The 12,222-nt window shown below is 44.1% G+C and carries 14 protein-coding genes and 1 tRNA gene; 12 read left to right on the top strand and 3 right to left on the bottom strand.

Annotation, left to right across the window (positions count from 1 at the left end; all coding sequences use genetic code 11):
- Positions 1–46 precede the first annotated feature (46 nt).
- Positions 47–137, top strand: a tRNA-Ser gene (locus tag NSS66_RS09990).
- A 185-nt stretch (positions 138–322) separates the two neighbouring features.
- Here NSS66_RS09990 and NSS66_RS09995 read toward each other — a convergent pair.
- Entirely contained in the window at positions 323–583 is a 261-nt protein-coding gene (locus NSS66_RS09995; protein ID WP_028540982.1) for a hypothetical protein, read from the bottom strand.
- Positions 584–850: 267 nt separating this feature from the next.
- On the opposite strand from NSS66_RS09995, the gene NSS66_RS10000 reads away from it, so the two are divergent.
- Positions 851–1,216 carry a hypothetical protein gene (locus NSS66_RS10000; RefSeq protein ID WP_028540981.1) on the top strand — a complete coding sequence of 122 codons (366 nt, stop codon included), beginning with the start codon at positions 851–853 and terminating at the stop codon, positions 1,214–1,216.
- Between the two features lie 81 nt (positions 1,217–1,297).
- Here NSS66_RS10000 and NSS66_RS10005 read toward each other — a convergent pair whose 3' ends face one another.
- Both NSS66_RS10005 and NSS66_RS10010 read right to left on the bottom strand, forming a co-directional pair.
- A complete protein-coding gene (locus NSS66_RS10005; RefSeq protein WP_013312804.1) occupies positions 1,298–1,615 on the bottom strand; it encodes a hypothetical protein in 318 nt (105 codons plus the stop codon).
- Between the two features lie 366 nt (positions 1,616–1,981).
- Positions 1,982–2,176 carry a YjzC family protein gene (locus NSS66_RS10010; RefSeq protein WP_013312803.1) on the bottom strand — a complete coding sequence of 65 codons (195 nt, stop codon included), beginning with the start codon at positions 2,174–2,176 and terminating at the stop codon, positions 1,982–1,984.
- A 319-nt stretch (positions 2,177–2,495) separates the two neighbouring features.
- Here NSS66_RS10010 and rpsF point away from each other — a divergent pair, with 319 nt between their 5' ends.
- From rpsF to NSS66_RS10060, 10 genes are all read left to right on the top strand, one after another.
- Positions 2,496–2,780, top strand: a complete 285-nt coding sequence (gene rpsF, locus NSS66_RS10015; protein ID WP_013312802.1) for a 30S ribosomal protein S6 — start codon at positions 2,496–2,498, stop codon at positions 2,778–2,780.
- Between the two features lie 49 nt (positions 2,781–2,829).
- Positions 2,830–3,321: a single-stranded DNA-binding protein gene (gene ssb / locus NSS66_RS10020; RefSeq protein WP_013312801.1), complete on the top strand. Its 492-nt coding sequence runs from the start codon at positions 2,830–2,832 to the stop codon at positions 3,319–3,321.
- Positions 3,322–3,342: 21 nt separating this feature from the next.
- Entirely contained in the window at positions 3,343–3,615 is a 273-nt protein-coding gene (gene rpsR, locus NSS66_RS10025; protein ID WP_013312800.1) for a 30S ribosomal protein S18, read from the top strand.
- Positions 3,616–4,140: 525 nt separating this feature from the next.
- Positions 4,141–5,880: an ABC transporter substrate-binding protein gene (locus NSS66_RS10030; RefSeq protein WP_340958868.1), complete on the top strand. Its 1,740-nt coding sequence runs from the start codon at positions 4,141–4,143 to the stop codon at positions 5,878–5,880.
- Positions 5,881–5,948: 68 nt separating this feature from the next.
- Positions 5,949–6,911, top strand: coding sequence for an ABC transporter permease (locus NSS66_RS10035; RefSeq protein ID WP_023991143.1), 963 nt, complete (start codon positions 5,949–5,951; stop codon positions 6,909–6,911).
- 11 nt (positions 6,912–6,922) lie between these two features.
- On the top strand, positions 6,923–7,846 hold the full coding sequence (gene opp4C / locus NSS66_RS10040; protein WP_028540977.1) for an oligopeptide ABC transporter permease: 924 nt from the start codon (positions 6,923–6,925) through the stop codon (positions 7,844–7,846).
- A gap of 13 nt (positions 7,847–7,859) precedes the next feature.
- Positions 7,860–8,843, top strand: a complete 984-nt coding sequence (locus NSS66_RS10045) for an ABC transporter ATP-binding protein (RefSeq protein ID WP_264454327.1) — start codon at positions 7,860–7,862, stop codon at positions 8,841–8,843.
- Positions 8,840–9,805: an ABC transporter ATP-binding protein gene (locus tag NSS66_RS10050; RefSeq protein ID WP_013312795.1), complete on the top strand. Its 966-nt coding sequence runs from the start codon at positions 8,840–8,842 to the stop codon at positions 9,803–9,805. Before NSS66_RS10045 ends, NSS66_RS10050 begins: the two co-directional genes overlap by 4 nt.
- Before the next feature lie 158 nt (positions 9,806–9,963).
- Complete coding sequence (locus NSS66_RS10055; RefSeq protein ID WP_340958871.1) at positions 9,964–10,905, top strand: D-alanyl-D-alanine carboxypeptidase family protein; 942 nt, start codon at positions 9,964–9,966, stop codon at positions 10,903–10,905.
- Positions 10,906–11,141: 236 nt separating this feature from the next.
- Complete coding sequence (locus NSS66_RS10060) at positions 11,142–12,200, top strand: LCP family protein (protein ID WP_023991140.1); 1,059 nt, start codon at positions 11,142–11,144, stop codon at positions 12,198–12,200.
- Positions 12,201–12,222: the final 22 nt, after the last annotated feature.

Genomic DNA, 12,222 nt, shown 5'->3' on the forward strand with positions numbered 1-12,222 from the left:
TCAGCTTGCGTCACAGTTGCAATGATGATATAATTATCCTTGCTGCGGAAAGGTACCCAAGAGGTCTAAGGGGGCTGACTCGAAATCAGTTAGGCGTCGCAAGGCGTGCGTGGGTTCGACTCCCACTCTTTCCGCCACTAACTTCATTTAATAAACCAATCTCTTACGTCTGTGACGTAGGAGATTTTTTGTTTATGGGAGATATTTTGAAGGTATATATGCGGCTAACGTGTCCACGAAGTAAAGAACTTAGAAGGGATTTATGCTTTTTGAAAAGTAAGAATCATATTATTAAAAAAAGTACGCGCTATCCCAAAGTGGATTAGCGCGTATTTTCTGTGCTTTGAGGGACGTACTGAATGATATCTTCAATACCAAATGTTTGTTCCAAGCCGTGGCTACGGGCGATTTCGTTTATCGCATTTAAGATATTAACCAAGGTTTCCAGCTTAATGGTTTTTGTATCGCCACTTGCTAAATCAAGAATTGTAGCAGGTCTTGTTTTCGATTCCACCGCGATCTTGTTACGTGTAGTTCCAATCATTTCTAGTGTTTCACTCAATTTAAAATGAATTTGACTCACGTTAATGAGCCTCCTTAAGGAAATATTGTGGGTTACAAAATTACTAAATTAGTTATTTGTATTATATCCTACACTACCTATATCGTAAAACTTTTTTCGTATATCCTATTGACATACTACTCACCGAGTAGTACTATTTTCTTAATATTATATTACTAATAAAGTAGTACTTATTAAGTTTTATTGGTTTTAGGTTTACATACTTTTGCTCCATATTACTTGGAAAGAAGGATAACTTTATTTTCATTAGGAAAGGGGAAACGATGTATGAGTAAATCGTTGGCATTGGAATGGGCTTCGATGGTATACGGGCCGTATGATTTGCCGCATATGTATGAGATATTCGAAGGGGTTCTATATAAAGGATGCTACTTCTTCTATCTGGACAATGGTGTGCTATGTCTGCGTCAGGTACGCAAGTTGGAGCAGCTGGAACACACACATTTGTTCATTGATGGTGACAGTGCAGGATTACAACTGGCAGAGGGGATTCGGCGTGATTTGATGGAGGTAGTATCGGACATCATCAGAAACTGGAGAGACAAAAGCGGACTTACTTTCCTGTTCGATGAATTGCTGTGTCTGCGAGAAAGGGGAGACATACAGCTCGACCTTGTAAAAGACAAGGGTTAGTTTGTTCCTTCTGAGAGATATCGTTACAGCAAAAAATGCTCCTGACAGCAGAGAAACATTGCCGGTAGGAGCACTCTTTTGTTATAGCTGGTTAGGCGGGTAATGATAGCGTTTTGTTTTTTTTGAGCCAGAGATCATCAGAAGGATCGCTGCAATCAAATGGAGAGCCCAGCCTACAAAGGGTATCCAGGCCAGCAAAGAAGTGAGTACTCCCCATACGGAGCCGTAGATCGCCTCCTGATTGCGTAACGACAGGATAAGTGTTACTGCATGCAGGACAAGCATAAATCCCAGAGCCGAGTAGCCGGTCCCCATGACAATAGCTCCCCCCACAATCGGTACGGCAAGCACCAATTCGAATATACCTGATATCCACTTTAATATTCGAGAATAGCTCATCTTTAAACCTCCGTAGATAGTAGGTCTTTGTACTTGGATATATTCTAGCAGAAGGAGCTGAATTAATCTGCATTTTACCAGGATATGCAAAAAGTCCGATAATGCAACAAAGGAGGACCACAAAGGTCCTCCATCGTAGGCGATACATTTTTAACAGGATACGATCTGTCCAATCACATCATGAAACTCGGTGTACTGACCAGCAATACCGTGTTGAAAAGACAGTGTCCTTTTACACAAACCTAACGCTTCTAATGCCCGGAATGGATCTCCTAACAGTTTGTCCGGCTACGTCGTCCAACGGAACCACACCTCTCTGTTGTATCGCCTAATCATAATATGGCCAGGATTGCGACGAAATATACATTAGTGGACACGAGCTTTCGTTTTTTTCTTCCATTTGCGATTATGGTTGGCGGTCTCCGGAAAAGAATCGCCTCTTTCCAGCGTTACTTGCTGCGGGTTTTGGATTTCAGTATGGAAGCTCTTTTCTCCGACCTCCATGTATACGCCGTCGTTTGGGACCTTATCTCCTGGTTCGAACTCAGTCTTTTCACCCATGCGATTGTGCCTCCTTAGATAAATGAATTTGGACTGCAACGGTTATTGTGCGCTGTCTTGAACAGAAACATGCGAAACCGGGTATACAGATACTGAGTGAATCAAATGATTTCCTTTATATATGCGAAATTTTTGATATGCTATAAAATTGTATAAAGCTTATGATATGCAAGTGTTTTTAGCCGTTTTAGGCTTGTTTATTGAATTTGTAGGTTGCATTCAGTTGTTGGATTTGGTAAACTGTTTTAGTGCGAGCTTAGGCTCGTTCCTTGCTCTCAACTGAGATTGAGGGCCTTATGTCCATAAGGAGGTGTAAAGAATGCGCAAATATGAAGCGATGTATATTATTCGTCCTGACATTGAACAAGAAGCTGTTCAAGCGACAGTCGATAAATTCCAAGGTATCATCTCTAACGGCGGTGGCGAAATTACGAGTCACGATGTAACTAAACGCCGTCTTGCGTATGAGATCAAGAAATTCCGTGATGGTTCTTTCGTTCTGGTAAACTTCACAGCAGAACCTGCTGTTGTTACTGAGCTTGAGCGTATCATGAAAATTTCTGACGAAGTAATTCGTTATCTCATTACGAACGACGTAGCTTAATTATTGTACGTGATTATGTAATGAACAACGCTCAAAGGAGGGGATTGGATTGTTGAACCGTGTCATTCTGATCGGTCGTTTGACCAAAGATCCAGAGCTGCGCTATACACCGTCTGGTGTAGCAGTAACCCAGTTCACCCTGGCTGTAGACCGTCCGTTTACGAGTCAAGGCGGCGAACGGGAAGCGGATTTCTTGCCGATCGTAACCTGGCGTCAGCTTGCTGAAACATGTGCTAACTATCTTCGCAAAGGTCGTTTAACGGCTGTTGAAGGCCGTGTTCAGGTGCGTAATTATGAGAACAATGAAGGAAAACGTGTATACGTGACTGAAATTGTAGCTGATAATGTGCGTTTCTTGGAATCTAACCGCGATGGCGGTAACGGTGGCGGCAATAGCGGTGGAGCTGCGCGTGAGGAGTCTCCTTTCGGAGGCGGTAACAGCAATAGTGGACGCGGGAATAATAACTCGCGAAACAATCAGGATCCTTTTTCCGATGACGGAAAACCGATCGATATTTCGGATGATGATTTACCATTTTAATTGGGAAAGGACTGACAAAGAATGGGCTTCAGACAAAGAGAAGGCGGAGACGATAACAAAAGACCAGCTCGTCGTGGTGGTCGCAACAAACGTCGTAAAGTATGTTTCTTCACTGTGAACAAAATTACTCACATTGACTATAAAGATACAGACCTGCTTAAAAAATTCATCAGCGAACGTGGAAAAATTCTTCCTCGTCGTGTGACTGGAACAAGTGCGAAATATCAACGTATGTTGACAATCGCTGTTAAACGTTCCCGTCAAATCGCATTGCTTCCTTACACTACTGAATAGTAGTGGGTGGAAAAAAGAGACGTTCCCGATCCCGGGAGCGTCTTTTTTCGTGATTTTTTATATTGACAACAAGTGCCATCTATTGTAACTTACTAATAATACAATCCATGTTTACCCATAAACCATAGTATACCTTTTAATGGCTTGTGAAATTGCAAGCTCCCCAACTCGCCAGAGTAAACATTTCGGCCTTCTGAAATGTTATTTTATATTACATGGAATCCTGTTTTTTTGTCATTTTCCACAAGTAAAATTCATAAACTTTACATAAATAGATATTTTGCATTTTTATATTACATAAAAAAAGATATTGACGTGATATTATTTTACACTTAAGATAAACCTTAATAAAAATGTAATGGTTGTTAGCGCACGAAATTGACCAGAGGTCTAAAACACGTGTTTACGCTATTAAGACAGTGAGGAGGATGTGCAAACTTCATTTTCAAACCTCAAGCTTTAACGAATCACCGCAGGAATGAGACAGGCTGTTAAATAAAGAACCGACTAAGGGGGATTAACAGGATGATGCAGACGAAGAAATGGGTTTCTTTGCTTATGGTGCTTACGATCGTTGGTGTTCTGTTTGCAGGATGTAGCGGGGGTGCTAATGAGGCACAGCCACAGCAAGGCAATGCGGATAATAAAACAGAGGGAAATGAAGGAACTGCACCCGTTACGGAGGGCGTTATTAAAGCGACTGATCTGACGCAAAATCCTCCGGGGGCGACTAATCGGAAAGATAACATTGTAGTAGGTATGACATCACCTAAAGGGGTATTTAACCCGCTATTCTGGCAAACGACTTACGATTTATATGTAGTCAGAACAGTATTTGATTCCTTCTTACAGGTGAAGGCGGATGGTACATATGAAAATAGTTTGGCTGACAAGGTAGATGTATCGCCGGATGGTCTAAAATATACATTCCATCTGAAACCAGGCGTGAAGTATAGTGACGGTACCCCAGTAACAGTGAAGGATTATGCTTTTGTCCTCAAGGTACTGCATGATCCAAATTATGACGGAGAAACAGATGTATTATCTTTTAAGATTAAAGGCGGTAAAGAGTATCACGATGGCAAGGCGAATGATATCTCTGGTATCAAAGTCATTGATGATAACACAGTAGAGGTAACGGTTACAGAAGCAACAGCGTATACCAAGGATTTTCTGGGTGAGCAATACTTCATGCCAGAAGCTTATTACGGAAAAGGGTTCAAAAAGGGTAACCTGGATAGCATTAAGGCGCTTAATAATAAGCCAATCGGCTCTGGTCAGTATGTGCTGAAGAGCTTTTCCCCGGGTCAACAAGTCGTATTTGATGCGAATCCAAACTACTTCAAAGGCGCACCAAAGGTGAAATCGGTTATTTTCAAAACAACGACAGAAGAAACGAATCTGTCTATGCTGCAAACAGGTGAAACGGACATGGACAACATCACAGTTACTGAAGACAATGTAGAGGAATTAAAGGCGTTAGGCTTCTTGGACGTGAATATTATGCCGACAAACGGCTATGGATATATTGCGTTTAATCATAAGGAAAAGAAATTTCAGGACCCTAAAGTACGTCAGGCTCTAACGATTGGCTTAAACCGTAAGGAGATTGTGCAGGGCGTGTATGGTCCATATGCGAATGTTATTAACATTCCACAATCTACAGAATCTTGGTCTTATACAGATGAAGGTATCAACAAATATGAATTTGATACAGCTAAGGCGAAGGCTTTGCTGGATGAGGCAGGCTGGAAGGTTGGTGCTGACGGAATTCGCGAAAAGGATGGAGAAAAGCTGACCATTAACTTCTCTGCGACTGCTGATAATCCAGTAGTAGAGGCCTTGCTACCGATCATGTCCAATAACTATAAGGAGCTAGGCATCAAGCTGACTTCCGAAACTTTAGATTTTAACGCCATTATGGATAAAAAGGACACAGGCAAGTTTGATATGTTCTTCGCGGCTTGGGGCTTAACTCCAGACCCGGATACAACGACTTTTATTACGAATGGTGCACAAAATGATATCGGCTATTCCAATAAGAAGGTCGATGAACTAACGCTTGCTGGTAAGCATGAGCTGGATCAAGAGAAACGCAAATTGATTTACAAACAGCTCTATCAAGAGCTGAATAAGGATCTACCAACTATTTTTATGTACCAACGCAGAGATATGTGGCCAGTTAATGGACGTGTATCCGGCTTGGAAATTACGCCATACAAAGATTTTGAGTTCACCCTGCATAACGCTCAGATCGCTCAATAAGGGTTGCCAATCGTATGCTCAGCTCTCACGAGCTGAGCATATCACTTTATTCGTCTGGAGGAATGAATATGAAGCAGTACATTATTCGAAGACTGCTGCAACTCATCCCCACACTTATTGGCATATCCATTATCGTATTTGCGATTTCAGCCATGGTGCCGGGTGATTATATTACAGCCAAGCAGAACCCGAATATGACGGCCGAAAAGGCGCAGCAGCTACGACATATCTACGGGCTGGATAAACCGGAGTACCAACGCTATTTTATATGGGCCGGTAATATGTTAAAGGGGAATATGGGGGATTCATTACAGCATAAGCAGCCGGTAACGAAGGTCATTGGCAATTATGTATGGAACTCATTTATTATCGCTTTTTTTAGTCTTATTTTTAGCTGGTTGATTGCGGTTATTGCAGGAGTATTTTCAGCCAAGTTCCAATATTCGTTATTCGATAAGTTTGTCACATTATTCATTTTCTTATGTATGTCGCTGCCTTCATTTTTTATTGGTCTATTGGTCATCAAAATATTTGCCCTGGAGTGGGGAATTCTCCCGGTTGGGGGCATGACCACAGCAGGGATGGAGCCAGGCTCGTGGGCTTATATGGTGGATGTTCTCAAGCATATGTTCCTGCCGACACTCGTACTTACGATGCTGAGCACAGGAAGTCTGACCCGGTATTTCCGTACAGGCATGTTGGAGGTCATTCGTCAGGATTATATTCGTACCGCACGCGCCAAAGGTTTGAAGGAACGTACGGTTATTTTCAAGCACGCACTGCGCAATGCACTGATTCCAGCCATCACACTACTTGGCTTCGAGCTTCCGGCCTTATTTGGTGGGGCGATGATTCTGGAGAAGGTATTTGTGTGGCCGGGTGTGGGTCAGGTCTATCTGGAGTCGATTAGTATGCGGGATTATCCGTTTATGTTGGGCTTCACGATTTTCTTAGCGTTGCTTACGCTTATCGGTAATTTGCTCTCTGATGTATTGTATGGCATGGCAGATCCAAGAATTCGCTTGAAGTAGGAGGGATACTATTGTCCGCAGAAACAGTCACGATTGAAACGAATCAAAAGGCGGCGATCCGTCCTGAAGCGTCTCCATGGAGAATCGCCATTCGCCGTTTTAACCAAAACCGTCTGGCTTTGGCTGGTCTCGTTATATTAATTCTGATGGTTATCATTTGTAGTTTTGGACCGATGATTTCACCTTATCATTTAGATGATTACAAGCTAGCTGACAAAAATTTATCGCCTAATGCTAAGTACTGGCTTGGTACAGATAAGTTTGGTAGAGATATTTTGTTGCGTACGATGCTGGCCGGCCGTATTTCCTTGACGGTGGGACTGGTTGCCACGTTTATTTCGGTCATGATCGGAGCAACGTTGGGTGCGCTGGCAGGGTTTTATCGTAAAGGCGTGGATACGGTTATTATGCGGATTGCCGATATTTTCATGGCACTCCCTACATTACCGCTGCTTATTATTTTAGGTGCTGTTCTGTCGGATTTGAAGGTCGATCCGTCGAATCGCATTTATTTTCTGATGCTCATTATCGGGGTCTTGAGCTGGACTAGCTTGTCCCGTCTGGTCAGGGGGCAAATTCTTACGCTGCGTGAACAGGAGTTCATGCAGGCGACGGAAGCGCTAGGCTTGAGAGACCGTCGCAAAATATTCCGACATTTGCTGCCGAACACCATTCCTACCATTATTGTTACGGCTACGCTTGGAGTAGCGGGTGCGATTATTACAGAATCTGCGCTCAGTTACTTGGGAATCGGCGTTGTGCCGCCCACACCTTCGTGGGGGAATATGATATCGGCTGCAAATAACCTAATTGACTTCCGCAAACGGCCTTGGATATGGGTCCCACCGGGAATGTGTATTCTAATTACAGTTGTAGCGATTAACCTGATTGGCGACGGTTTGCGTGATGCGCTGGACCCTAAAATGAAGAAGTAGGAGACGAACGTTTATGGAAAATGCTTTGATTGAATTTCGTAACCTGAAAACCCACTTTCATACCTCTAACGGAACTGTCAAAGCGGTCAATGACGTCAGTTTTAAAATTCGTGAGGGTGAAACGCTCTGTGTGGTAGGAGAATCTGGTTGCGGTAAGAGTGTAACTGCGATGACGATGATGCGGTTGATTGATTCTCCCCACACCTCAGACGGACAAATCTGGTTTGAGGGCAAAGACCTCCTAAAACTCAATAAAGGTCAAATGCAGCAGATTCGCGGCAATGACATCTCGATTATTTTTCAGGAGCCGATGTCTTCTCTGAATCCCGTGCTTACGATTGGGGAACAGATCACGGAGCCATTGCTGATGCATACATTAATGAGTAAAAAAGAAGCACATGCTCGGGCAATTGAGCTGATTAATTTGGTGGGGATTTCACGTTCAGAGGAAATATTTCATTCCTATCCTCATGAATTGAGTGGCGGTATGCGCCAGCGGATCATGATTGCCATCGCATTAAGCTGTAATCCGAAGTTATTGATTGCGGATGAACCAACAACGGCACTGGATGTTACGATTCAGGCACAGATTCTGGATTTAATGCGGGATTTGAAGGATAAGCTTAAAACGTCCATTATGCTCATTACGCACGACTTGGGTGTCGTGGCAGAAATGGCTGATTATGTGGTCGTTATGTATGCTGGAAACGTCATTGAAGAGGCGCCTGTCATTGAGCTGTTTAAAAATCCGCAGCATCCATATACTCAAGGCTTATTAAAGGCGAAGCCCGTCATTAATCAGAAAATGGATCGACTGTATTCCATCCCAGGACAGGTTCCAAACCCAATTGAGCTGGAAGAAAATTGTCATTTCCATGATCGGTGCTCCCACTGTATGCAAATTTGCAAGGATCAGGCTCCTCCTTTGAATGAAAAGGAGAATGGTCATAAGGTTGCCTGCTGGCTATATGAGAAAGAAGGAGGGCAACGGATATGAGCGAGCCTTTGATTCAAGTGGAAGGGCTGAAAAAGTATTTCCCGATCACAGGCGGGATTTTTCAGCGTACTGTCGGACATGTGAAAGCAGTCGATGATGTATCCTTTAACATTCATAAGGGTGAATCCTTCGGTCTGGTAGGAGAATCGGGTTGTGGCAAAAGTACGATTGGACGCACGATTCTTAGATTGATGGATAAGACAGAGGGATCGGTACGATACAAAGGCGAAGACTTGCACGCGTTAAACAAAGAGCAGATTCGTGCGCTTCGTCCGAAGTTGCAAATCGTCTTTCAGGACCCTTTTAGCTCACTGAATCCGAGAATTAAGGTCGGTGAAGCCATTGGTGAGGCGTTGCTGGATCACGGGTTGATTGATCGTAGTGAGCTGCGGAAGAAGGTCAATGAAACGCTGAATATTTGTGGGCTATCCTCGTATCATTATGATCGGTATCCGCATGAGTTCTCTGGCGGCCAGCGTCAGCGGATCGGGATTGCAAGGGCTTTGATTTTGAATCCTGATTTTATTGTGGCTGATGAGCCGGTATCTGCTCTAGATGTGTCTATTCAGGCCCAGATTATTAACTTGTTAAGTGATTTGCAGCAGGAACGCCAATTGACCTATCTGTTCATCTCGCATGATCTAAGTGTAGTCGAGCATCTGTGTAGCCGGATTGGTGTGATGTATCTGGGCTCAATGGTAGAGCTTTCCTCCAAGGAGGAACTGTTCAGTAATCCGCTTCATCCGTACACAAAGGCGCTGCTATCGGCAGTACCGATTCCCGATCCCACGATCAAGAGACAACGGATTGTGTTGAAAGGAGACATCCCATCTCCGGCCAATCCGCCTTCAGGATGCAAGTTTCATACACGTTGTCCTATGGCAGAAGCACGTTGTAAAACAGAGATTCCGGTATACCGCGATGCGGGCGATCAGCATTTTGTAGCCTGTCACTTTGCCTAAAATATATAATTAGGAAGCAAAATATCCGTCATCCTGAAAGCAGAATTGACGGATATTTTGGCGTGGAATACAAAAGGTAAAAAAATTGTATCTTTTTTTCGAAAAATTGCAGACAAAATGGATTTTTCATCGTCTAATAAAGTATGGAGGTTATTACGATGATGAAAAAACATTGGTTACGTTGGGCTATTGTCGTCCCGGTACTTATTATATTGATTTTTATTACGCTTGGACCCCGCCTGTTGATCGGAAAGCCGAATGTGGATGCAGAGGCTGCGGTGCTGATGGACATGCATACTGGGGAATTACTGATGGATGTGAACGGCGATACGCCTATGCCTTCCGCAAATATGTCCAAGCTCATGACTGAGCTATTGGTGCTGGAGGATATTCGGGCCGGACGGTTAGGCTGGAATGATGAAGTGCGAATTAGCCGTTACGCGAGTACGGTGGGCGGTGTGAATTTGTCCCTCCGGTATGGTGAAAGGATGACCGTATCCGAATTGTTCCAGAGTATGGTTGTGTATTCAGCGAATGATGCCGCTGTCGCGTTAGCGGAGCGTTCAGCAGGGAATGAATCAGCTTTTGTGAAGCGTATGAATGGAAAAGCTACCCAAATCGGGTTGTCATCCGATAGTCGCTTCAGCAATGCCTCTGGAGCAGGGCAGAGTGAATTGGGGCCGAATCACCCTGAGGATATTCGGGGAGAAACGAAAATGACAGCAAGCGACACGGCGAAGTTGGCCTCCTATTTGATTACGTCACACCCGGAGATTTTGAGAACGTCCAGCCGTACGCAGATGGAGTTGAAGGATAAAGGCATCTACATTAGTAATACGAACTGGATGCTGCCTTCCTTGGCTGGACCATACTCTTACGCGGGAACGGACGGACTGAAAGCAGGATACACAAGCGATGCTGGATACTGCTTCACGGGTACAGCTGAGCAGCATGGAAGACGGCTAGTTGCTGTGGTGTTGGGTGCACCGAGCAAGGAGGAGCGTTTTGAGCAGACACGGAGGTTGTTCGATTATGGTTTTGCCCTGTCGACTTCTTTCCCCGTGCGACTGCAAAATTTGGTGAAACTGGCCCCGCATTAAGGGGGAAAATGATTTTGAAAGCTACATAGGATACGAATATAAACATGAATTGGGGCTTTGACCGTGAGGTCGAAGCCTTTTTTGGCATGAATTTGAGAAGCTGACCACGCCATGATACTTTTGACAACAGGGTAGCAGACCTTTTATGCTTTGAGGGGAAGTTTTCGCTTCATGTGGGACCAATTCGGTTTAATGAAGAGATGGGATTTGTGACGGAAAGAAGGAAGGTACCTGTTATGGAGAGAAGACATAAGAGAAGGACCAGTGGAAAGCCCAAAAAGAAAAAGAGGTTTACCGCTCTATATATTTCATGTATTGTTTTATTTTTGATTGCAGTGGGAGGCTACCTATTCCGCAAACAGCTGACACTGGTGGCTTTTGATTGGTTTGTATCACCGACGTTGGAGAGCAAGCTGGAGAAATCCTATCAGCCGCGACAATCCGGTGAACAGCAGCAGCAAGAGACAGTAGCTTACCGTAAGGAGCCCTTTTCGGTGCTGTTACTGGGTACAGATGAAAGGCCAAATGAAAAGGCGCGTGGTCGTTCGGATACGGTTATGTATGCAGTAGTACGGCCCGCAGAATCGCGTGTGCTTTTGATTTCCATTCCAAGGGATACGTACGTACAGATTGTCGGACATGATCCGAATCGCGATGGCGAGGATGATTTTGATAAGTTGGGGCATGCTTATGCGTTCGGAGGCGCAGATATGTCCATGGCTACAGTAGAGAAGTTGATGGAGCATAAGGCCGATTATTATGCTACGATTAATTTCCAGGGTATTCAGGAGGCGGTGAACGCAGTGGGTGGAGTTGTGCTTCCCATCGACAAGCCCATTGAGAATAAGAATCCGCTGCATATCAAGTTCCGTATTGAGGCGGGCAAGCCGCTTTATAATGGTGAGGAAGCCATGTATTATGTTAGATATCGGGAAGATAGCGACTTCAACCGTACAAAACGGCAGCAAATTTTCTTGAACGCTATGGCCGATAAGCTGCTGAATATCAACGGAATTACCAAAATCCCGGAGCTGCTCGATATTATGGGAGCCAATTTCAAAACCGATATGGAACCTACTTTTATTACTGGGCTTGGCAAGCAGGCTATTTCGCAGGGGAATCCACAAATTTCAAGTTTTACGATTACGGGGGAAGGGTTCAAGAAGAAGGGCCTGTATTATGACCGGGCTAATGAACAGGAACTTGAATATGCCAGACTTATGATTGCGAACTGGCTAGATTCCGATACAACCCCGCAGACGCTGAGGCTTCCCGACAAGCAGGACATTCAGTGAATAATCAATTGATTTATATTTG

The organism is Paenibacillus sp. FSL R10-2748, assembly GCF_038005565.1.
Lineage (GTDB): Bacteria > Bacillota > Bacilli > Paenibacillales > Paenibacillaceae > Paenibacillus > Paenibacillus polymyxa_B.

Coding starts and splice junctions, on each gene's coding strand:
- NSS66_RS10000 (WP_028540981.1), top strand. CDS start 851: ATGAGTAAATCGTTGGCATTGGAATGGGCTTCGATGGTATACGGGCCG.
- NSS66_RS10005 (WP_013312804.1), bottom strand. CDS start 1,615: ATGAGCTATTCTCGAATATTAAAGTGGATATCAGGTATATTCGAATTG.
- NSS66_RS10010 (WP_013312803.1), bottom strand. CDS start 2,176: ATGGGTGAAAAGACTGAGTTCGAACCAGGAGATAAGGTCCCAAACGAC.
- rpsF (WP_013312802.1), top strand. CDS start 2,496: ATGCGCAAATATGAAGCGATGTATATTATTCGTCCTGACATTGAACAA.
- rpsR (WP_013312800.1), top strand. CDS start 3,343: ATGGGCTTCAGACAAAGAGAAGGCGGAGACGATAACAAAAGACCAGCT.
- NSS66_RS10030 (WP_340958868.1), top strand. CDS start 4,141: ATGATGCAGACGAAGAAATGGGTTTCTTTGCTTATGGTGCTTACGATC.
- NSS66_RS10035 (WP_023991143.1), top strand. CDS start 5,949: ATGAAGCAGTACATTATTCGAAGACTGCTGCAACTCATCCCCACACTT.
- NSS66_RS10045 (WP_264454327.1), top strand. CDS start 7,860: ATGGAAAATGCTTTGATTGAATTTCGTAACCTGAAAACCCACTTTCAT.
- NSS66_RS10050 (WP_013312795.1), top strand. CDS start 8,840: ATGAGCGAGCCTTTGATTCAAGTGGAAGGGCTGAAAAAGTATTTCCCG.
- NSS66_RS10055 (WP_340958871.1), top strand. CDS start 9,964: ATGATGAAAAAACATTGGTTACGTTGGGCTATTGTCGTCCCGGTACTT.
- NSS66_RS10060 (WP_023991140.1), top strand. CDS start 11,142: ATGGAGAGAAGACATAAGAGAAGGACCAGTGGAAAGCCCAAAAAGAAA.